At 38.2% G+C, this 21,313-nt stretch carries 20 protein-coding genes; 12 read left to right on the top strand and 8 right to left on the bottom strand.

The window, feature by feature from the left end:
- The first annotated feature begins 9 nt into the window (after positions 1–9).
- The 7 genes from PQ479_RS14470 to PQ479_RS14440 all read left to right on the top strand — a co-directional run bounded on the left by PQ479_RS14470 (position 10) and on the right by PQ479_RS14440 (position 5,774).
- Positions 10–951 carry an ABC transporter permease gene (locus tag PQ479_RS14470; protein ID WP_047989508.1) on the top strand — a complete coding sequence of 314 codons (942 nt, stop codon included), beginning with the start codon at positions 10–12 and terminating at the stop codon, positions 949–951.
- A 15-nt stretch (positions 952–966) separates the two neighbouring features.
- On the top strand, positions 967–1,893 hold the full coding sequence (locus tag PQ479_RS14465; RefSeq protein WP_047988441.1) for a carbohydrate ABC transporter permease: 927 nt from the start codon (positions 967–969) through the stop codon (positions 1,891–1,893).
- Between the two features lie 12 nt (positions 1,894–1,905).
- Positions 1,906–2,922: an endo-1,4-beta-xylanase gene (locus tag PQ479_RS14460; RefSeq protein ID WP_047988442.1), complete on the top strand. Its 1,017-nt coding sequence runs from the start codon at positions 1,906–1,908 to the stop codon at positions 2,920–2,922.
- Between the two features lie 224 nt (positions 2,923–3,146).
- Entirely contained in the window at positions 3,147–3,272 is a 126-nt protein-coding gene (locus PQ479_RS14455) for a hypothetical protein (RefSeq protein ID WP_273717060.1), read from the top strand.
- A 165-nt stretch (positions 3,273–3,437) separates the two neighbouring features.
- Positions 3,438–4,163 carry a hypothetical protein gene (locus tag PQ479_RS14450; protein ID WP_047988443.1) on the top strand — a complete coding sequence of 242 codons (726 nt, stop codon included), beginning with the start codon at positions 3,438–3,440 and terminating at the stop codon, positions 4,161–4,163.
- Between the two features lie 30 nt (positions 4,164–4,193).
- Entirely contained in the window at positions 4,194–4,946 is a 753-nt protein-coding gene (locus PQ479_RS14445) for a YwaF family protein (protein WP_053070373.1), read from the top strand.
- 108 nt (positions 4,947–5,054) lie between these two features.
- Entirely contained in the window at positions 5,055–5,774 is a 720-nt protein-coding gene (locus PQ479_RS14440; protein ID WP_047988444.1) for a YebC/PmpR family DNA-binding transcriptional regulator, read from the top strand.
- A 230-nt stretch (positions 5,775–6,004) separates the two neighbouring features.
- Here the strand turns inward: PQ479_RS14440 and PQ479_RS14435 are convergent, their stop codons facing one another.
- Both PQ479_RS14435 and PQ479_RS14430 read right to left on the bottom strand, forming a co-directional pair.
- Entirely contained in the window at positions 6,005–7,798 is a 1,794-nt protein-coding gene (locus tag PQ479_RS14435; RefSeq protein ID WP_083991220.1) for an ABC transporter ATP-binding protein, read from the bottom strand.
- Between the two features lie 128 nt (positions 7,799–7,926).
- A complete protein-coding gene (locus PQ479_RS14430) occupies positions 7,927–8,433 on the bottom strand; it encodes a hypothetical protein (protein WP_273717059.1) in 507 nt (168 codons plus the stop codon).
- Positions 8,434–8,583: 150 nt separating this feature from the next.
- On the opposite strand from PQ479_RS14430, the gene PQ479_RS14425 reads away from it, so the two are divergent.
- The 3 genes from PQ479_RS14425 (at position 8,584) to PQ479_RS14415 (ending at position 12,261) form a co-directional block, all read left to right on the top strand.
- Positions 8,584–10,638 carry a catalase gene (locus tag PQ479_RS14425; RefSeq protein WP_047988446.1) on the top strand — a complete coding sequence of 685 codons (2,055 nt, stop codon included), beginning with the start codon at positions 8,584–8,586 and terminating at the stop codon, positions 10,636–10,638.
- 160 nt (positions 10,639–10,798) lie between these two features.
- Positions 10,799–11,620, top strand: coding sequence for a GNAT family N-acetyltransferase (locus PQ479_RS14420; protein WP_047988447.1), 822 nt, complete (start codon positions 10,799–10,801; stop codon positions 11,618–11,620).
- A gap of 20 nt (positions 11,621–11,640) precedes the next feature.
- On the top strand, positions 11,641–12,261 hold the full coding sequence (locus PQ479_RS14415; RefSeq protein WP_047988448.1) for a transglutaminase-like domain-containing protein: 621 nt from the start codon (positions 11,641–11,643) through the stop codon (positions 12,259–12,261).
- A 34-nt stretch (positions 12,262–12,295) separates the two neighbouring features.
- Here the strand turns inward: PQ479_RS14415 and PQ479_RS14410 are convergent, their stop codons facing one another.
- Together PQ479_RS14410 and PQ479_RS14405 are read right to left on the bottom strand one after the other, a co-directional pair.
- Entirely contained in the window at positions 12,296–13,888 is a 1,593-nt protein-coding gene (locus tag PQ479_RS14410) for a DUF4179 domain-containing protein (protein WP_047988449.1), read from the bottom strand.
- Positions 13,885–14,406: an RNA polymerase sigma factor gene (locus PQ479_RS14405; RefSeq protein WP_053070374.1), complete on the bottom strand. Its 522-nt coding sequence runs from the start codon at positions 14,404–14,406 to the stop codon at positions 13,885–13,887. Before PQ479_RS14405 ends, PQ479_RS14410 begins: the two co-directional genes overlap by 4 nt.
- Positions 14,407–14,574: 168 nt before the next feature.
- On the opposite strand from PQ479_RS14405, the gene glpK reads away from it, so the two are divergent.
- Positions 14,575–16,083 carry a glycerol kinase GlpK gene (gene glpK / locus PQ479_RS14400; protein ID WP_047988451.1) on the top strand — a complete coding sequence of 503 codons (1,509 nt, stop codon included), beginning with the start codon at positions 14,575–14,577 and terminating at the stop codon, positions 16,081–16,083.
- Between the two features lie 137 nt (positions 16,084–16,220).
- Here the strand turns inward: glpK and PQ479_RS14395 are convergent, their stop codons facing one another.
- The 3 genes from PQ479_RS14395 to PQ479_RS14385 are packed head-to-tail and all read right to left on the bottom strand — an operon-like array spanning position 16,221 to position 17,035.
- Complete coding sequence (locus tag PQ479_RS14395; RefSeq protein WP_047988452.1) at positions 16,221–16,400, bottom strand: DUF3976 domain-containing protein; 180 nt, start codon at positions 16,398–16,400, stop codon at positions 16,221–16,223.
- Positions 16,401–16,425: 25 nt separating this feature from the next.
- Positions 16,426–16,803 carry a hypothetical protein gene (locus PQ479_RS14390; protein WP_047988453.1) on the bottom strand — a complete coding sequence of 126 codons (378 nt, stop codon included), beginning with the start codon at positions 16,801–16,803 and terminating at the stop codon, positions 16,426–16,428.
- 31 nt (positions 16,804–16,834) lie between these two features.
- On the bottom strand, positions 16,835–17,035 hold the full coding sequence (locus PQ479_RS14385; protein ID WP_047989511.1) for a helix-turn-helix transcriptional regulator: 201 nt from the start codon (positions 17,033–17,035) through the stop codon (positions 16,835–16,837).
- A gap of 279 nt (positions 17,036–17,314) precedes the next feature.
- Here PQ479_RS14385 and PQ479_RS14380 point away from each other — a divergent pair, with 279 nt between their 5' ends.
- Positions 17,315–20,047: a dynamin family protein gene (locus PQ479_RS14380; RefSeq protein WP_053070375.1), complete on the top strand. Its 2,733-nt coding sequence runs from the start codon at positions 17,315–17,317 to the stop codon at positions 20,045–20,047.
- 781 nt (positions 20,048–20,828) lie between these two features.
- Here the strand turns inward: PQ479_RS14380 and PQ479_RS14375 are convergent.
- Complete coding sequence (locus PQ479_RS14375; RefSeq protein WP_273717058.1) at positions 20,829–21,248, bottom strand: hypothetical protein; 420 nt, start codon at positions 21,246–21,248, stop codon at positions 20,829–20,831.
- Positions 21,249–21,313: the final 65 nt, after the last annotated feature.

The raw sequence follows: 21,313 nt of genomic DNA, 5'->3' as shown, positions 1-21,313 counted from the left end.
GATACAAAAATGAAAAAAACACCAAAAAAGAAATTGGGATTCAAAGGTTTTTTGAAAAAATGCTCTGAACAAAAAATGCTCCTACTTATGAGTCTTCCCTTTTTAATTTGGTTATTTATATTTCGGTATATCCCTTTATATGGATGGGGTATGGCGTTTCAGGATTTTAAACCGGCTAGAAGTTTTGCTGAACAAGAATGGGTAGGGTTTGAGCATTTTACTTTTTTATTCACTGACCCCAGATTTTTTGAAGTTATGCGTAATACGTTAGCGATGAGTATGATTAACTTAGTATTAGGTTTTGTTACAGCGATTGGACTAGCCATTTTATTGAATGAATTAAGAAATCTTACCTTTAAAAGAGTCGTTCAAACAATTAGTTATATGCCCCATTTCTTATCGTGGGTTGTAGCAGCAGGAATTGTCACCTATGCCTTATCAACTGAAAATGGTATCGTCAATATTCTTTTAGAACAGTTCGGGTTCATCGATGAGCCGATTATGTGGTTAGGTGTGGGAGAATATTTCTGGGGGATTATTGGTACATCAGATGTATGGAAAAATGTAGGATGGAATTCGATTATTTATTTAGCAGCTATAGCGATGATCGATACAGAGCAATATGAAGCAGCAGAAATTGACGGGGCATCTAGGCTTCAAAGAATTTGGTATATTACATTACCAGGAATGAGACCGGTTATTGTCATTCTATTAATCATGAACATGGGTTATATCTTAGAATCGGGATTTGAAGCTCAATACCTCCTTATGAATTCAATGAATATGGATTTCGCTGAGAATTTGGATATTTTTGTGCTCAGGTATGGGATTTCAATGGGGAATTTCTCATTAGCGACTGCCGCAGGGATTTTCAAAACGGTTGTCAGCATTATCTTTTTATTTTCAGCCAATCATATTGCCAAACGCTTAGGACAGGCAAGGTTATTTTAGGGGGAGGTACACAAGATGCTTTTAAATAAATTGATCAGTCGTCGTCGTTCGTTAGATGATATAGTGTTTGATTCATTAAATACGATCTTTATGCTGTTGTTATGTGTGGTCATGTTATATCCAATGTTAAATACTTTAGCCGTCTCTTTTAATGATGCGACAGATTCCGTTCGAGGAGGTATTTACCTTTGGCCACGTGACTTTACATTATATAATTATGAGCATGTTTTTGGGCAAGCACAGCTTCTTCAAGCGGGAGTCATTTCCGTATTAAGAACGGTTATTGGTACAGCATTGTCTGTTTTTTGTACAGCGATGGTTGCTTACACGATTAGCCGACAATATTTCGTTTTGAGAAAATTTACAACGATAGCTTTTGTTTTGACGATGTATTTTAGTGGGGGGTTAATTCCTACGTACATGTTGATGAGAGAGCTTTCATTACTAGGTTCATTTTGGGTATACATTATCCCAGGGCTTATTGGTGTCTTTAATTTAATTGTCGTTCGTTCATTTATTGAAGGTTTACCTGATTCATTATTTGAATCAGCACGTATTGATGGTGCTGGTGAATTTACGATGTTTTTAAAAATAGCTTTGCCGCTTTGCTTGCCTGTAATTGCTACGATATCTTTGTTTGTCGCAGTTTTTCAGTGGAATTCGTGGTTTGATGTGTTCCTATATAATCCGAATCATCCACATTTGAGCACATTGCAATATGAGTTAATGAAGATTTTACAAAACTCTAATTCATCGATTTCTTCAGGGAGTGCAGAGGGAGCATTTACTCAGTCGCAAAGTGGAGTACAGGTGCAGGTAGTGACTCCGACCTCTGTTCGAGCGGCGATGACGATCATTGTGAGTGTACCGATTATTTGTGTATATCCATTTTTGCAGAAGTATTTTGTGAAGGGTTTAACCTTAGGTGGCGTTAAAGGATAAGGAGGTTTTAAAATGGGAGAACGAGAGACAGTTTCATTATGTAAGGCGTATGAAGATTTATTTTTAATTGGGGCTGCAGTTAATCGTTATACACTTCATTCAGAAAAGCAACTGATTCAAAAACATTTTAATAGTTTAACAGCAGAAAATGAAATGAAATTCGAACAGATTCAACCGAGAGAAGGACAGTTCAATTTTGACTATGCTGATGAGCTCATTCATGTTTCGGAGCAATTTGGTCATAAGCTTCGTGGTCATACATTGGTCTGGCATAATCAAACATCGGATTGGGTTTTTGAAGCGCCAGATGGAAAAGAGTTGAATCGCGAATTATTGCTTGAACGTATGCGTAGGCATATATCAACATTGTTGACAAGATATCAAGGGAAATTTTTTAGCTGGGATGTAGTCAATGAAGCGATTTCTGACCAAAAAGGAGAATTTCTACGCCCATCGCCATGGCTGGAGGTGATCGGTGAAGATTTCATCGATCATGCCTTTCATTATGCCCATGAGGCAGATCCAGATGCTCTCTTGTTTTACAACGATTATAATGAATCCGACCCTGAGAAAAGGGATAAAATCTACCAGTTAGTTCAATCAATGTTGAAGAGAGATGTCCCTATTCATGGAGTCGGTTTACAAGCTCATTGGAATTTGTATGAACCATCTCTTGACCATATTAAACAAGCGATCGAGAAATATGCGTCGCTTGATTTACAGTTACAAATTACTGAAATGGATGTTTCGATGTTTCGATTCGATGATCATCGTACAGACCTCCTCAAGCCAACAGAAGAAATGCTTGAAAAGCAGGCAGAGCGTTATGAACAAATGTTTAAGCTTTTTGTTGAATATAAGCAGCATATATCTTCCGTTACCTTTTGGGGTGTCAGTGATGCCTATACATGGCTAAGTGACTTTCCTGTAAGAGGCAGGAAAAATTGGCCTTTACTGTTTGATACTAATCATCAAGTAAAGCCTGCCTATTGGCGAGTGCTTGACCAGATTAGTAGTGTGAAGGGTTAATAAGTAAATCAATTGTGGGATAATGAGTCATGCTTGGCTCGTTATTCTTTTTTTTGATGTTGCTGGGATTCTTGTGCTGAAGGAGATTCAGAGATGGGGAAGTAATTAGTGTGAGGAGTGGGTATTTTGACGTCTGTTAGTAATTTTTTCTTTAATAGTAGGAGTTATACATTATACTATTTTCTAAATGGCACCCTCGTTGACAAATACCTCGGATTATGGTCATGCAGGTTGGGGGTATAAAAGGGACAGAGGAAGATTTACAGAAATTAAATAAAGAGTTTAATCATGGATTTTATAAAGCAGTGTTCGGGCTGATTTGTATGCTAATAGGTGGCATCTTATTATGAACTATAAATGTAAATACGCGGCAATGAAGCCGGAAAAAGAGCAGACAATGCGGAGAAAGTGAAAAGACACTGAGTGGAGTATGATTTTCAGTCAAACAAAACCGAACATAAATCTGAATTTCCAGTGTATAATTAATGTAATTTACAAGGGAATGAGGGAGGCTTTTGTATAGAGTTCATATAACACTGCTAGTCATTGTGCTACTCATTTTATCCGCCTGTCAAGGAAAGCAAGACATCATTGAAGCTGCCTATATAGAATTTGGTTCAGCCAATGACCGGGAAAACCGAGAACTCCATTTCATTGTGCAGATAAATGAATATAAAATGAAAAAAAATACTAGTTATCAAGTTCAATTTTTGATTGAAGACAGCCCGTATATTCAACAGTTAACAGGTGTCGAACAATTTGAGATACCCGATACTTATACATCTAACGAAGGAACCTTATTAGTTACAGGAACTTCAGTAGCACCCGAGGATTTATCAACTATTAATGTAGATACATTAAGAAAACATATTGAAGATGACAAGGAAGTAAAAGTTAACGTTTATTCCAATAATAAAATACTGGCAAGTGAATCCGTCACGGAGTACAAACAATTTGTCAATCAGCATGTAAATCCGGATATTGTGAGTGAACTTGAAGTGATCGATGTAAATAAGAATAATGGTGAAGTTATTTTTGAGAAAGCAATTACAGAGGCAAAAAAAGATGAAAATACGACCGTTATGAAAGCACAACCTACATATATTTTTACATTACAAAAAGAGTCCTATTTACTTTGGGAGAATTTAGAATATTTCGTTAAGGGATCGGATCCTTTTACTTTATATATGATTCCACAGCCTGCAAGTAACGAAATCTATTCATATATGGAATTGGAATAATAGATATATATATAGAAAAGAGGGAAATGGATGACTTGGTTTTCTTATGAAGTAGATGGGTTTGGCTTTCAATTATTTGGAGTATCACATCTCTTGGTTATTCTTACCCTCTTTTTGATAGTCGCCTTTATTTTTTCAATACGTAATCGTTTAGAGAAAAATAGGAAACTTGAAAGATCGATTCGCTTCAGTTTAGCCATTATTCTTCTTTTACTAGAAGTAACCTATCATATTTGGCTACTCGTCAATGGGCGTTGGGAGATTACGTACGCGTTGCCGCTTCATTTAAGTAGTATTACGTTAGTTACGGCCATTTTTATGTTATTTACGCTTAATAAGAGGTTATTTGAATTTACTTTTTTTGCGGGAGTTGGTAGTGCTTTTCTAACGATCATTACACCAGATATTGGAGGGTTCGGATTTCCTCATTTTCGCTTTTTTCACTTTTTTATGGCTCACGGTCTCGTGATTATTGCGGTTATTTATTTGCTGTTTATTAGAAAATTCACTCTTTCGCTTCGGACGGTTTGGTCGAATTGGCTAATTTTAAATGGATACGCGTTTTTTGTATTTAGCGTGAATTGGCTTGTTGGTGGTAATTATATGTATTTAATGCAAAAGCCTCCTAGTCCTTCTCCATTTGATTGGTTCGGACCGTGGCCGTATTATATTATTGTTTTGCAAGTGGTTGCTCTTGGATTATTTTTCTTTATGTATGGACTCTATCGAATTTATGACCCATACAGGAAGAGGTCGAGCTGTGTTCGTGAATTAGAAGATTAGTTCAGATAGGATAGTGAAATGTTTTGTTTTTAGGAGTATAATAGATGGTGTTGTGAAGGATAGTCTGAATGTAATCAGATATATTTTACAAGAAAGCGAGTGTTATGAATGGGACGTAAATGGAATAATATTAAGGAGAAAAAGGCTTCTAAAGATGCAAGTACGAGTCGTATTTATGCAAAGTTTGGGCGTGAAATTTATGTAGCGGCCAAACAAGGTGAGCCTGATCCGGAATCAAACCGTGCGTTAAAAGTCGTTTTAGAACGAGCAAAAACATATAGTGTACCGAAACATATTGTCGACCGTGCCATTGAAAAGGCAAAAGGTGGTTCTGAAGAAACATACGATGAACTTAGATATGAGGGCTTTGGACCAAACGGCTCTATGGTCATTGTGGATGCGTTAACGAATAATGTGAATCGAACAGCTGCTGAAGTGCGTTCAGCCTTTACAAAAAACGGAGGTAACATGGGTGTGAGCGGTTCGGTTGCTTACATGTTTGATGCTACAGCCGTGATTGGAATAGAGGGGAAATCTGCTGATGATGTGTTGGAGCTTTTAATGGAAGCAGATGTGGAAGTTCGTGATATATTAGAAGAAGATGAGGTCGTGATCATTTATGCTGAGCCAGACATGTTCCACGCTGTGCAAGAGGCACTAAAGGCTGATGGTATCACTGAATTTACAGTTGCTGAGTTAACAATGCTTCCACAAAATGAAGTCGAAATACCCGCAGATGCTATAGAACAATTTGATAAACTCATCGACGTATTAGAAGATTTAGAGGATGTTCAGCAAGTGTATCATAATGTTGATGCAGGTGAATAGTTGATAGTGTTTCGATGAGTATATGAATAGATATGGGAAACGTAACTGGGAAGCTGGTTGCGTTTTTTTGATTACGTGTGTAGTGATGGAGCCAAGTTCCTAAAAAGGAAAATTCGTGAGGTGAAAAGGGGAGCGAGGATGTCAAAAAAAGCCCCGTTCACTTCTAGTACTGAAGCTGAGCGGGAGCTTTTTATGGAGCATTTAGTCATTAAGGCAATCATTCATTCTCATTACTCAAACTGCTGCAGAACGAGCTCTTGGTAAAATTCATGTGTTTTTATTAATTGTTCATGTGTGCCAGTTCCACTTACTTGCCCTTGCTGGACCACGATAATTTGATCGGCATGTCTTACTGTTGAAAGGCGGTGAGCAATGATTAATGTCGTTCTTCCTTCCATCAATTCATTTAAAGCATCTTGCACTAGTTTTTCAGAAGCACTGTCAAGGTGGGCGGTTGCTTCATCCAATAATAAAATCTCAGGATCGCGCAAAATAGCTCTTGCAATAGCGAGGCGTTGCTTTTGTCCACCCGATAACTTAACCCCACGTTCACCAACTGGTGTTTGCAATCCTTGTGGCAATGTGGCGATAAAGGCCGTTAAATTGGCTTGCTCTAGTGCTTTTGCAATAAGGGGATCTTCGATGTCAGATAATCCATATCTTAAATTATCATAAATCGAACCATTCATCATCGGGCTCTCTTGTGAGACATAGGCTATTTTTTGCCGCCAACCTTGTAAATCTAAATCTCGTATCGGTTGCTGTCCATATTGGATCGCCCCTTCATCAGGTTCATAAAAACGTTCAATTAAGGAGAATATCGTTGTTTTCCCCGTACCACTTGGGCCAACAAAGGCGGTTATTTTACCAGCAGGAGCCGTAAAGGTCAACTGATTCAAAATCGTTTTGTCATTATGATAGCCAAAGCGAATTTGATTAAAGTTCAATTCTCCGCCCTTTAAAGGAATTGGTGTAATGTTTTGAGCAGATTTAAACACCAATTGCTCATTTGTTTTGGATGGTAAAAGATCATATTTTTCTTTCGTTTCGCTAAAAATCTCTTGAATACGCTCAGTTGCTCCAAGTGCTTTTTGGAATTGAGTAAAAAAGACGGCTAATGTTGTAAATGGAACGACAATTTGGAATAAATATAAAATGATAGCAACAAGCTCACCAGATGATAACGCACCTGCGGCTACTCGAACACCACCATACCCAATGACTAATACAAGGACAAGCATCATAACGGACATCATCGCAGGTGAAACGAAGGCTTGGATTTTTGCTTCTTTCATTCCATATCGATATAAATGCCTTATTTTCCCTTTACCCATATCCTCTTCGACATTTTCACTATTGGAAGCTTTCACTAATCGAATATCTGCAAGAACTCTTCCTAATTCCCCTTGGAAAGAAGCCGTTTCGTTTTGAATGGAACGAGATATCTTGAGCATCTTTGACCCTAAAGGCATGATGATTAAAGCGGCAAAAGGAACAGCAATAAACATTAATAATGTCATTTGCCAATCGATGATAAACAATAAAATTAAGGAGCCGATAATCGAGACAATTCCTGAGATAAAAGGTATGACTTGCATCGTGATAAAGTCTTTAATGATATTCGTATCGTTAGTAATACGACTCATCGTTTCTCCGGATGTATTTTTATCAAAGAAAGGTATCTTAAGTTGGAGAATATGATTCCAAAGATCATTACGTAAGCCAGCAACCATTTTTTGTCCCACATAAAACATTAAATAAATCGAGAAGCCAGACATAATCGCTTGAAAAATAAAAACGACAACCAACGTGGAAATGGACCGCCATGTAAAGCTCGCTTCAGCTAATATATCGACGAGATTCATCGTTAATAAAGGCACAAGTAATGCCATAGCGGTCTCGCCTAAGCCAAAGATAAGGGCAACGACTATAATCCATAAAGCCGGACGGTACTTATTTAAGAGTTGAATGAACTCTTTTGGCTTAATGGATGGGGTTTGAACTACTTCTTTCTGTTCTTTCAATTAATGTGCACCTCTTTCATGTGGAGTAACTTTATTAACTTTATCATAATGCCTAACGTAACGGGAGGCGCAAGCTTTTTTGTTTTCGTTAAATGGAAGTAATATCGAATGAACGAAATACCACTATTTCAAGGGCAAAACCAATTAACATATTTGCTGAGAGGAAACCCGAAGAAACACAGAATCTCGTAGTTGCGAGCAGAAAAAGTGGTAGAAAGCCCGAGTAAACGCTGAATCGCGGGGTTGCGAGCAAAAAAAGAGAGAGAAAGCCCGAGCAAACGGAAATACGCGGGGTTGCGAGTGAAAAAAGTAGGAGAAAGCCCGAGCAAATGTGGAATCTCGGGGTTGGGAGCAGAAAAGGCGGTAGTAACCCCGAGCAAATGGAAATACGCGGGGTTGGGAGCAGAAAAAGAGAGAGTAACCCCGAGCAAATGGAAATACGCAGGGTTGGGAGCAGAAAAAGGGAGAGTAACCCCGAGCAAATGGAAATACGCGGGGTTGCGAGCAGAAAAAGCGGTAGTAACCCCGAGCAAACGGAAATACGCGGGGTTGCGAGCAGAAAAAGCGGTAGTAACCCCGAGCAAAAGGAAATACGCGGGGTTGCGAGCAGAAAAAGGGAGAGTAACCCCGAGCAAATGGAAATATGCGGGGTTGCGAGCAGAAAAAGTGGTAGAAAGCCCGAGTGCTACTAATCGTTATTATGAATAATAAAAGACAGACATGAATACGTTTGTAATGGTGTTTACAAATGATTTTGTCCGATTTGAACGAAGGAGGAGAGGACGTTGGCAAAAAGGCAAGATGGTCGAGGGGATCAAGACCGAAAAGAAAGTAAAAAAATTGAGCAGTTACAAGAATTTGTTCGTGTCAATGAAGGGAAGGAACTAACAGCTAGTGAAGGAGTGAAAATTTCAGATGATGAAAACACATTAAGTGCTGGTGAGCGAGGCCCACAGTTACTTGAGGATTTTTTATTCAGGGAAAAATTAGCTCATTTTGACAGAGAGCGTATACCGGAACGGAATGTTCATGCCCGGGGGTATGGTGCACACGGGTTTTTTAAGGTGTATCAATCACAGGCGTATTTAACGAAGGCTCATTTTTTACAAGACCCGACTTGTGAAACGCCTGTTTTTGTTCGGTTTTCTCAAGTGGCTGGTTCGCGTGGGGTGAATGAAACAAATCGAGATGTGCGTGGATTTGCAACGAAATTTTACACAGAAGAGGGGAATTTTGATTTAGTTGGTAACAATATTCCGATCTTTTTTATTCAGGATGGTATTAAGTTTCCAGATTTGATCCATGCCCTAAAACCAGAGCCGCATAATGAAATTCCACAAGGGCAAACCGCACATGATACATTTTGGGATTTTATCGGAAGTAATGAAGAGTCTGCAGCGATGATGATGTGGATTATGTCTGATCGAACGATTCCAAGAAGCTTCCGAACCATGGAAGGCTTTGGTGTTCATACGTTTCGTCTTGTCAATAAAGAAGGTGACTCGCATTTTGTTAAATTCCACTGGAAGCCACTTCTCGGTAAACATTCGTTGATTTGGGATGAAGCTCAAAAAATCGGAGGAGCGGATGCTGATTTTCATCGTCGGGATTTGTGGACAAATATTGAGATGGGTAATTTCCCTGAGTACGAACTAGGCGTACAAGTTTTAGCTGAGAAAGATGAGTTTATGTTCGATTTTGACATTTTAGATGCGACCAAGCTCTGGCCAGAGGAAGTGGTGCCGGTACAAATCATTGGTAAGATGACTTTGAATCGTAATGTGACAAATGTATTTGCCGAAACAGAGCAGGTGGCCCTTCATCCGGGCAATATTGTTCCAGGCATCGATTTTAGTAATGACCCATTGTTACAAGGTCGATTGTTTTCTTATACAGATACACAAATTTATCGAGTAGGTACTAACTTTAAACAGATACCGATTAATCGCCCGGTCTGTCCATTCCATAATAATCAACGTGATGGGGCGGCGAGATATGTGATAGATAAAGGAAAGGTTGCTTACAAAAATAACTACCTTGCTGGTAATACACCGAGTACGGTGCCTGGTTCCAAAGGTGGTTTTGTCACTTATCCTTCAATGGTTGAAGGTGTAAAAATTAGAAAAACAGCTAAAAGCTTTGACGATCATTTTTCTCAGGCACGACTTTTTTGGAATAGCATGACGGATGTTGAGAAGGGGCATATTGCTACTGCATTTAGTTTTGAATTAGGTAAAGTAGAGACGTTAGAGGTTAGGCAAAGGGTTGTCAATATGATTGCTAGAGTGAGTCGTGAACTAGCCTTAACCGTTGCAGATGATGTTGGAGTTGAAGTGCCAAATGTGAACGAATCAAAGGTTACGTCTTCTTCGCCCGCATTGAGTTTGATGAACACAGTCTATCGTCCTGATACATTAAAGGTTGCGGTTATTGTTGATCATGGTTTTAACGGTCGTGAATTAAGTACCGTTATTAATGCGATGAAGTCGGCAGGTCTACAGCCAACTTTTATTAGTGAGAAACAAGGCAAGCTAGAAGGGACAAATGGTGTACAAGTGAATATTAAGCATAAGTTTTTAACGGATGCACCTGTTGTGTATGATGGTGTGTATGTTGTGGGTGGTCCGAATATGAGTGAAACGTTCCAATATAAAACACGCCAATTTGTGATTGAGCAATATAATCATTATAAACCGATTGGGGCAAGTCAATATGGTCAATCGGTGATCGGGCAACTAGGTATTGATGGCAGGCCTGGTGTGGTAGTGGCAGACGGTCAGGGAGATTTTGCCGAGAAGTTCATTAATGCAATGGCCAAGCAGAGGTTTTGGGAACGATAAAAAGAGGACTTTGTATTCATGGAAAAAACCGTTCAGCGTTGAACGGTTTTTTCGAGTCAGAAACGAATAGAGCTAATAAATGCAAAAAAATCCACATCAAATTGTGGCAGTAAATGGTATAATTAGGTTAAAGTGCAGATAAAGGTCAGGGGGCACCGTGATGTTAACAGGACAACAATTACAAGATATTAAAGCGTTGCAAAAACGTTGCGAACAATATGAGAATATCAAATTGAAATTGAACTGGGAAATGCTCGAAAATAGAAAAAATGAATTAAAGGAAGATTTTTTTCATTATGAGAATGGGCAGCTAGTCGGTTTCATCGGTATATATCGTTTTGGTAATAAAGCTGAATTATGTGGCATGGTTGATCCAAGCTACCGCCGTCAAGGGATTTTTACAAAATTGTATAACGTAGCCAAGGCTGGGTTAACTGAGGATCATCAGATTTATATGAATACACCTGCACTTTCAGATACGGCAAAAGCATGGATTAAGGTAGAAAAACTACCGTTATCTTTTTCAGAGAGACAGATGAAATTTAATCGTACAACAGTCATTCGTATACAGAGTGATTTCGTTCAGTTAGAAGAAGCCAAAGAAGCAGATATACCAACCTTGGCTGAGCTTGATCGGGTCTGTTTTGAGTTTGAACAGCAAGAGGCTATTTCCTACAACGAACATTTACTGAAAAGTAAGGAAAATAGCTTGTGGAAACTAATGGCTGAGGGTGAGACCATTGGGAAGATTCGTATTCAAGAGCTTGACTCAGAATGTTGGATTTATGGTTTTGCTATTTTCCCGCAATTTCAAGGAAAAGGTTATGGTAAAGAGGTTTTATTAAAGGTGATTCAACATTCGTTAACGAAAGGATTAGATGTATTTCTAGAAGTGGATGGACTAAATGTTGAAGCGAAAGGCCTTTACGAAAAAGTAGGCTTTGAAACGTATGAAGTTCAAGATTATTTCAAAATTAAATAAGGTTAGAGAGGAGGTGTGACGTGCGCCTCAATCAAGAATCAGGAAAGGTAGAAGAATACCTAAGGGATTTAGCAGAACTTGATTATCATCATGTGAGCATTCGTGAATTAAATGCTTCCTTATTCCATAAACATCTAACCGATATGGAGAAAGTGAAACGGGCTTTTGAATATGTCCGAGATAGTATTTCTCACAGCTGGGATATACAAAGTAGCCGAGTAACGAAGCACGCACCTGAGGTTTTACTTCATCGAGAAGGTATTTGTTATGCCAAGTCGAATTTGTTGGCGGCAATATTAAGAAGAGAAGGAATACCGACGGGTTTCTGTTATCAAAAATTAACATTATTTGATGAGCCTGAGGATGGGTATTGTATTCATGCTTTAAACGCCGTCTATCTCGGCTCTTTAAAGCGTTGGATTCGGTTAGATGCCAGAGGTAATAAACCGGGAGTGAATGCCCGATTTTCAGTAGATTTTGAGCAATTAGCTTTTCAGGTTAGGCCATCACTTGGAGAAATCGATTATCCGATCATTTATACTCGTCCTAACGAGAAAACGATGGACGTTTTGGAGAAATTTGAAGATGCAATTGAGATGTATCTGAATGGATTGCCTCAACAAATAGAAGCAGGAGCTTAAGCTAATCAAGCTTAATGCTCCTGTTTTTCATTTTTTAATGATGGAGGTCTAACTCAATCGTTTCGTTTATTTCTATCCACTCTGAAAACCCTTCAAATTGAATGTATTTAATGGGATGTTTTTCATACGTTTCTCGTGGGACTGCGATATAATAATCAGTCGTATAACTGTTGATAAAAAGATCCTCTTCATTAATTGTGAAATAATGTTCATCGCGAACGACTATTTCACCATCTCGCACAATAACGTCATTTGTTGTAACTTGATGATAAGTCAGTCCTAATTCAGATTCTAGATTTAAACTATAGTATTGGATGGTACGACCTTCATAATAGGGTGTATGAATATGAATATAGACATAGTCTTCATCTTGATCTACAATTTCAATTTGAGCAGCTTGTTCTTGAAATTCAAATGAAAAGGGCTCTTCTGAGAGAGTTATTTCTTTTATTGGCTCGTTGAGATAATGCCAATATTTAGCTTTAGATATAAACAGTTCTATTGACTTAAGTTCTTCTTGTTCATAAAGTGTATAAATGGGTTCATACATGTAGAAGTCTTTTTTTTCAAGCTCCATACCATTAATCTTAAGACTCTCTATAAAAACATCAGACAGATCAATATATTCTTCATCAGGATTAAAACCATGCTCATTTGCATATGTCCCAGTCAGTTTTGTATGTGTGGGTGTTAGTTCTAATCCGGTTAATCTATAGAAGGTATCTTTTATTGGCATTTCAAGCTCGTTGTAAGCTTGAACTCTATAAATCGGTGAACGATCTACGACGATATTAAAGTCCCAATCTCCGGTAATATCAGCTGTTACATGTTCGTATTTAGTGTGAAACTTAGTTATAGGATCGTCAAATGGTGTAAGGTTGCTTACCTTCGTTAATTCTGAGATGTTGAGTTCCATTTTATTTGCTAAGCTTGTTGAACGAATACCGATCATACCAGCAACCGTATAAGGCTTATCCGTATGCAATCGCTTATGGGATTGGACAAAAAAGAAATCACTTCCAGCAGATACCTTTTGTCCAGATTGGCTTATCAATGTTGGTTCAATGCCATCGTAATGAATCATATAAAGTTCTTCTTGAGAAAGATCCTCCACTTCATAATAAATGTCCATTTTTTCGTTATCGGCAATAATGGTCGTTAAGGTTATCCCTATATTTTGATCGCTATCATAGAGATTGACCGTCTCTGCAACACCTACAGCTAATAATTCATCGATCATCTCTTCTTCATCAGCCGTATATGTTTTCATCCAATCAGTGAAATCTTGAAAGCCATTCGTGGCATAAGCGGCTGTACTTAGTCCGATGAAGCTTAGAAAGAAAACAGCTATCCACATCCATTTTGAATGAAATGTAGGTTGTTTTACTTTTGATGAAGAATTAATCTTAGCTTCTACATTATCAAAGAAGGAACTAGGTGGAGTGACTGTGTCCTTCTCATTCCTTAATTCAAACAAAGTCTGCTTTACTTCTTGTAACTCTTGAAAACAAGACGCTGAGGAGAGTAAATGTTTTTCGAAAGATCGGCTTTCAGTTTCTGTTAATTGATTTTCAAGATAGTCTATGGCTTGCTGTTCACAAAGGTGGCATTCCTCTTTGCTTTTCATATGTAAGCACTTCCTTTCCAATTATGACGTAACTTTTTTAAACCACGGTATATTCTTGATTTTACGGTCCCGATGGGAATATCTATTATCATTGAAATCTCCTCTAATGAATAATCACTATAAAATTTTAGGAGGATAACTTCCTTATAAGGCTCGTCCAACTGCTCAACCTGCCTAGATAAATCGAGTTTTAAATCAACTTCAGTATGGGTTATTTTCTCTTTTTCTTGTAAATGCTGGGTATGCTCTTTTTGACGTTTTCGATAAATATTTTTACATTCATTAATAAAAATAGAAGTAACCCACGTTTCAAAGTAATCTGGTTGTTTAAGTTGCCTAATATTTTCATAGACCTTTAAAATGGTGGAGTGTGTCACATCCTCAATATCATGCTGATTTTTTAAATAGGACCATCCAATACGGTAATATTTCGTTTGTCTTTCCTTAAACCATGTAACAAGAATGTTCATATTATTCCTTTTGATCTGATGAATGAGTAGTCTGGCATCACTTTTCAAAATACCTCACCCCTTTCTTATTGTTTGTCTGTATTAATTAGAGTAAGATAAGGACAAAAAAGTTCCCTGAATTTTTCGAATGTCATACTTAAATTGTAACCTTAGTTAGAAAAAAAGGAGTTATTTATAAGAAATCGGGGAATAAAAGGTGCAAAGGAGAGGATATTTGTGGAAAAGAAATATATTTTGTCCCTTGATCAAGGGACGACTAGCTCTCGGGCAATTCTTTTTAATCGGAACGGGGAGGTTGTCCACCAGTCACAGCGTGAATTTAAGCAATACTTTCCACAATCAGGTTGGGTCGAGCATGATGCGAATGAAATTTGGGGCTCTATTTTAGCTGTAATGGCTGGAGTATTATCGGAAGCCTCCGTGCAACCTCGGGAAATAGAAAGTATTGGGATTACAAACCAACGTGAAACAACGGTCGTTTGGGATAAGCAAACGGGAAAACCGATATATCATGCCTTAGTATGGCAATCACGTCAAACTGCGGATATTTGTGATGAATTAAAAAAAGCGGGACATGAAGAGATGTTTCGCTCGAAAACAGGTTTGTTAATCGACCCTTACTTCTCTGGAACGAAAGTGAAATGGATTTTAGACCATGTTGATGGGGCGAGAGAAAGAGCGGAAGCAGGGGAATTATTATTTGGAACGATTGATACTTGGCTTATCTGGAAACTTAGTAATGGAGCTGCTCATGTTACCGATTACTCCAATGCGTCTAGAACACTGATGTACAATATTTACGATTTGCAATGGGATGAACAGTTATTGGAGATATTAAATGTACCGAAATCCGTGTTACCTGAAGTTCGGTCTTCATCAGAAGTTTATGCACAAACGGTAACGGACCATTTCTTTGGAGTTGAAGCTCCGATTGCTGGAATTGCTGGTGACCAACAGGCGGCACTATTCGGACAAGCTTGTTTTGAAAAAGGAATGGTGAAAAATACGTATGGAACCGGTTGTTTCATGCTGATGAATACAGGAGAAGAGCCTGTTCGTTCAGAGAATGGTTTGTTAACAACCATTGCCTGGGGAATAGATGGTAAGGTTGAATATGCTCTTGAAGGCAGCATTTTTGTTGCGGGTTCTGCTGTTCAATGGTTACGGGACGGTTTGCGTTTGATTCAATCTGCGGCAGAAACTGAAGCGTATGCGACCAAGGTTGTGTCTACAGAAGGTGTTTATGTAGTACCAGCATTTGTTGGTTTAGGGACGCCTTATTGGGATAGTGAAGCAAGAGGAGCTATTTTTGGTCTAACACGTGCTACGTCTAAGGAGCATTTCATTCGAGCAACATTGGAAGCACTTGCTTATCAAACGAAGGATGTCTTAATGGCCATGGAAGCAGATTCAGGCATCGAATTGAAGAAATTGAGAGCAGATGGTGGAGTTGTTAAGAATAACTTCCTGATGCAATTTCAAAGTGATATGTTACAGGCAACGGTTGAACGTCCAGTTGTTAATGAAACAACCGCTTTAGGTGCCGCTTATTTGGCCGGTTTAGCGACTGGATTTTGGGAAAGTAAAGAAGACATCGCTAACAATTGGAAAATGGATCACCGTTATCATCCGGAAATGAGTGATGACGAAAGGGAATTGCTTTATGATGGTTGGAAAGAAGCGGTTGAAGCGACAATGTCCTTTAAGGTGAGGAAAAAGAAATAAGTACGGGGCGAGAAAATATAGTTCCCAAGAATACTTATTATCAAGAGGAATAAAAGACACCTTCGAGATATTTTTATTGTAGGTGTCTTTTACGTACCTTTGGCTATGGGGGAGCTTCAAATCCTTCAACAGGCAGCTCAGACTAAGAGGACTAACAAGATCATAACAACAAATATAGCAGCAAATAAAAGTAAAAGTTGATAAAAACCTCTCTTGCTCAAACTCTTTTCTTCGTTTGTATGTTTGCGAATGATGAAATAACTTATGACACTTCCACAAAGTATAACAATTAATGTAGTGAGTAGTTGTGTAGTCATCTTTTTACCTCCAAGTATGATATTCTCAAATCTTTTTGGCATAAATAACAAAAGAAATAAATACGGTACAAATATATAAAGTCGTTATTATTTGTACTAAATCAAGGGCAGTGATAGAAATCCGCTCAGTTACTAATAGAATATTAAATATTCCGAAATAAGCGATCGTTGCAAAAAATGATGCGAATAGCCCTTTGTAGCGGATCAGCCTCATACGTTCATCATTTTCTTTAAAGTGCGGCTGTAAATAACTTAAACAAAACCCCATGACAGCCATGGCTACGAAAATAAGTGTACCTGCTGGTGGTAAACTGCTAGCCATCCAAGCTGCAAACAGAACAAAACTAAAGATGAATAAGTTAATCGATCCGACTACAATAAATAGTCTCGGCATATAATTCATGTATGGTACCTCCTAAATTTGAAAGTGGATGTTAGCTCTCTTTTTCATAAATAAACAAATTTTCAATAGTCGTTTCAAATGTTATTGCTAATTCAAAGGCCAAGGGCAAAGAAGGTGAATACTTCCCTTTTTCAATTGAAATGATTGTTTGTCTTGAAACACCTAACTTTTTCGCTAAGGCATCCTGTGAGAAGCCGAATTTTTTCCGATACTGAACGATATGGTTTTTCAACATCATCACCTCATTTGTTAATAATTATCATAAAGTAAAGTTTCCTTTACGTCAAGTTTCCTTTACAATGTTAAAAAAAGTCGTGATTTGTAGATAAAATGAAATATTTCTGCAAAGAACGAAACATTATTATCTGTTACAATCGCACCATAGTCATAATTACATAACGCGAGGTTGACAATCAAGGTGCAGACAAAATAGCGATTTGTCTTTTTTTGTCTGTATAGATAAACGGAAATTGTGTCGAAATATGACTTTAATGAGAAAGGATGATTAATCATGGATACATTATTAATTAACAAACATTCATATAAACAACTAGTGCAAACATTGCCAAATCAAACAGAGCTTGAGCAATTAGCGATCTTATTCAATCAACCAAAAGAAGAGCAGAACCATAGCGAGGATGATATTCGTTACGCACAAGGTGAGCTTTACTTTCAAATAAAAGATTTTGAGACGGCTATTTTTAAATGGGAGCAAGTCAATGGTGAAAAAGCACCGTGGGCAAAAAAGAATATCGCTGATGCTTATGATGCACAAGGTCTAACAAAAGATGCTAGAAGAATGTATCAATCAATAAAATCTTCCGATGTTACATTAAAAACAGAGGTATTTTTGCAACTCTTTTCTATTTTAATGGAAGAAGGTAAGCTTGATGACGCGGCAAAAACAATTAAAGATGCCGTGGAATTAAATCCGGATTACCCTAACATTACGGAAATTGCACGGGCTTTCTTTGAGGAATATCGTGATTATAGCTCTGCCCTTGAATTGGCCATTCGTGAAGCGATTCGTACAGAGCAACTTTCTTGGTTTGATAAGGTAGCAGACTATATCAAACAAGGATTAACGACAACCACCAATCCATCATATTTTACCGAATTTCTTAATAAACTAGCGGAATTAGATGGACGTAAATATGAACAAATCGTCGATATTATGTGGGAAAGTTATCAAGGCGAAGAGCTTTATTTTGAATGGTTATTGGAGTTTAATCAAATTTTCAGTCATACACACGGGCAAGAGGGTATGGCCTGGCCATTGCTATCTAAAAGATATGAGACAACATATTTAGAACTAGTGAGTGGTCAGTATTACTTGAAAGAAATTGAGGCCATTATGCCTTTGCATTTAAAGAACTGGCAGCGTCTTACGAAGAAAAGTGAAGATGTATTCAGTGTGACCGCGATTGTTGCATGGAATGAGATATTTGCTAATCAGCTTGATGAATCTGATGTATTTGAAGCGAAAGAAAGTATGCGCAAATGGCAATCAAATAAGGATTGGCTTGAAAATAGCTTAATGCTTTTCCAAGAGATTGCGAACTGGGCGAAAAAGAATGGTTTAGACGTTAGTGGTCGGTTACGATGGTTTATTGAGCAGTTATTAGATTTTGATAGGCAGCAAGTGACGGTAATCGGAGCTTCAAAGGCTGCTAAACATAACTTCTTAGAAAGTGTCGTTGGTCCTGTCAACTTTACTGATGACCATCAATCCTTTATCTTTCTTAAAGATGGAGAAGAGCAAATAACAGAGATTGACCACATGCAAACCGAGTTAGATGGGAATGAAGACTTACCTGCGAATGAGGCTGAGACTGTAACTGATCATCAAGATTTTTCGGTGCTTGAAGTACATTCTCCATCTCCATTTCTCGGTCAAAATCAACTAACATTTGTTGATACGCCGCTTATTACTCGAGATGAGAGTAATCAAGAAAGTTGGTTTAAGTATTTACCGATTTCAGATAGTATTATTTTTGTTCTAAATGGCAATCATCCATTCACGGATCAAGAAAGAGAGTTTTTACTTAAAGTAAAAAATAAGTATTCGGATATTCCTCTCCATTTTATTTTTAACAAAATGGATGGGATCTATAGTGAATATGAAGAAGAAAGAATTTTAACGGAGACAAGATCGAGGATCAATTATTATTTCCCTAAAGCGCAAATACACTCCTATAATCCAAAGGACTCACTTGCTCTCGTTTCGGAATTTATTCGAAATTCAAATCCAAATGTTCATATTGAGCAACAACGAAGTGAGAAGGTATTGTATTTCATTCGTGAAACAATTTCTTATTTATTTGAACAACGAGTATCGATGGAAAAAGAGCATTTCCAATCGGTTCATTGGAATGAGCAGATGAAGGAAAAGCTTAACGCAGCTGTCCACCAACTTGAGGACCTTCAAAAAGAAGAAGGGCAAAATATTATAGGTTCCTATCAACAAATCCGTACAAATATTAAAAAAGAAATAGAAACGAAGATTCCTGAATTAATTCGAGAGTGTAAGGAATTGGTGAAAGAAGACAGTGATTTTAGAACATTACCAGTCGTATTAAATGAGCAAGTAAATGAGAGAATTAGAGAGTATTTAAATACAAAGGTTATGCCTAAAGTAACAGCAGACTTTCAAAGATGGCTTGAGACTTCAAATGTAGCTTTTATCCGAAGTCAATCTTATTTAAAAGAGATGGCACAAGGTTTCAATAAGCTTTACATGCAAGAACGCTTTAATATGGATGGCGATTTCCGAATTCTAGATGACTGGCATCGTGACGTTGAACGTATGAGTGCTGGTGTTGCCATCGAACCTGTGAACTTATTCAATCGCATGAGTCCTTCGCAATTAATGTTAAAAGGCTCAGGAAGATTATTTGCTTCCTTACCAAACAAAGCGATGGTCTACAAAATGTATGTGAAGTTTTTCCAAACTGAAGACTTTACTCAAGTAGCCCAAAGAATAGCCAACCAATTCCTCATGCAATTTGAATTATTTGAGCGTGGGTTAGAACGGGATGTTCAGATCTTTTTCAAACATTCATTTAACGTCATGGCAGAGGCGAAGCAAGATACTGAACGATCAATTGAAGATAATAATTCTGCCATCGATACTTTACAATCACAGCCAGAAATTTATCGTGACCCACTTACTCTCTTTAACGTGCGCGTCCGTCAGTATGAGTGGCTGACAAAAGAAGAGCAAGAGTTTGAATTGAAAGTATAATTTGTTATAATCCGAGCTCATCTACAAGATGAGCTCGGATTGTTTGCGTTTTAGAAACCTAAAGGCCACAAACCATAGCCCGACTCACTGAGCACCAACACACGTGAAAGCGTGATTGTACTCTTTAACTGTATAAATGCTTATCTACGAATATCCGAAAAAGATTAAATAACAATGTACACTTTGGAGCTGGAAAAAAGAGGTGCTATGTTGTATGAAGGAGGGGACGGAAAGTAATAATAGGACGGAGAGAAAAGATGAGGACAACGAAAAGGAGTGAAGAGTCGTTTATGTTGTCGCCAAAGCAGGATGAGGATAATGAAAAGGAGTGAAAGGTCGGTTAAATCACTATTGACATTTCATTCATAGATGGTTTTGAGAATTCTTACATTTAGCCGTAGCCCACTACTTTTTGGATATTGCCCGCATGGGCCATTCCAAAAAGCTCCAGCACGCCTCACAAACAGCAACCACAAACAAAAAAGAGAGAGTAGTAACCCATCAGGATAAGCATCCAAAAACAAAGACTGAAAGGTAAAATTATCTTGAAAATGAGCATGACCCATTGAACTTTCATACAAAACGCCTATGTCGGAGCCCAAAAACCGCTCCAACACCAACAAACATGAAAGTATAGTTTGGCTCTTTAACTGGTGGGGCTTCATTCAATTTAGTTTATGAATGGGAAGCACACGAAACAAAGAGTCTGCACAAAAGTGTCCAAACATGTCAGTTACTCGAAGGTAGCTGGTCAGTAACAGCACGAAAAAGTAAAAAAATGTCAGTTACTCAAGAGGAGAGGGTGAATCTCGGGGTTGCGAGGAGGAAAAGAGGAAGAAAGCCCGAGCAAACGAGGAATCTCGGGGTTGCGAGGAGGAAAAGAGGAAGAAAGCCCGAGCAAACGAGGAATCTCGGGGTTGCATGCAGAAAAAGAGAAAGAAAGCCCGAGCAAACGCGGAATCTCGGGGTTGCGAGGAGGAAAAGAGAAAGAAAGCCCGAGCAAACGCGGAATCTCGGGGTTGCGAGAAGAAAAAGAGGAAGAAAGCCCGAGCAAACGAGGAATCTCGGGGTTGCGAGCAGAAAAAGAGAAAGAAAGCCCGAGCAAACGCGGAATCTCGGGGTTGCATGCAGAAAAAGAGAAAGAAAGCCCGAGCAAACGCGGAATCTCGGGGTTGCGAGCAGAAAAAGAGATTAAGTCCATATAATTGTGTAAAAAGAAAAGACATCATTAAACTCCTGTTACAATAGTTTCAACGACGAAAAACT

This window comes from Alkalihalobacillus pseudalcaliphilus (genome assembly GCF_028610675.1).
Taxonomy (GTDB): domain Bacteria; phylum Bacillota; class Bacilli; order Bacillales; family Bacillaceae_D; genus Alkalihalobacillus; species Alkalihalobacillus pseudalcaliphilus.
This window is presented reverse-complemented; position numbering and strand designations above follow the sequence as displayed.

Excerpts from the sequence above, each read along its gene's own strand:
- PQ479_RS14470 (WP_047989508.1), top strand. The coding sequence starts at position 10 with ATGAAAAAAACACCAAAAAAGAAATTGGGATTCAAAGGTTTTTTGAAA.
- PQ479_RS14465 (WP_047988441.1), top strand. The coding sequence starts at position 967 with ATGCTTTTAAATAAATTGATCAGTCGTCGTCGTTCGTTAGATGATATA.
- PQ479_RS14460 (WP_047988442.1), top strand. The coding sequence starts at position 1,906 with ATGGGAGAACGAGAGACAGTTTCATTATGTAAGGCGTATGAAGATTTA.
- PQ479_RS14455 (WP_273717060.1), top strand. The coding sequence starts at position 3,147 with ATGCAGGTTGGGGGTATAAAAGGGACAGAGGAAGATTTACAGAAATTA.
- PQ479_RS14445 (WP_053070373.1), top strand. The coding sequence starts at position 4,194 with ATGACTTGGTTTTCTTATGAAGTAGATGGGTTTGGCTTTCAATTATTT.
- PQ479_RS14440 (WP_047988444.1), top strand. The coding sequence starts at position 5,055 with ATGGGACGTAAATGGAATAATATTAAGGAGAAAAAGGCTTCTAAAGAT.
- PQ479_RS14420 (WP_047988447.1), top strand. The coding sequence starts at position 10,799 with ATGTTAACAGGACAACAATTACAAGATATTAAAGCGTTGCAAAAACGT.
- PQ479_RS14410 (WP_047988449.1), bottom strand. The coding sequence starts at position 13,888 with ATGAAAAGCAAAGAGGAATGCCACCTTTGTGAACAGCAAGCCATAGAC.
- PQ479_RS14395 (WP_047988452.1), bottom strand. The coding sequence starts at position 16,400 with ATGACTACACAACTACTCACTACATTAATTGTTATACTTTGTGGAAGT.
- PQ479_RS14390 (WP_047988453.1), bottom strand. The coding sequence starts at position 16,803 with ATGAATTATATGCCGAGACTATTTATTGTAGTCGGATCGATTAACTTA.
- PQ479_RS14380 (WP_053070375.1), top strand. The coding sequence starts at position 17,315 with ATGGATACATTATTAATTAACAAACATTCATATAAACAACTAGTGCAA.
- PQ479_RS14375 (WP_273717058.1), bottom strand. The coding sequence starts at position 21,248 with ATGGACTTAATCTCTTTTTCTGCTCGCAACCCCGAGATTCCGCGTTTG.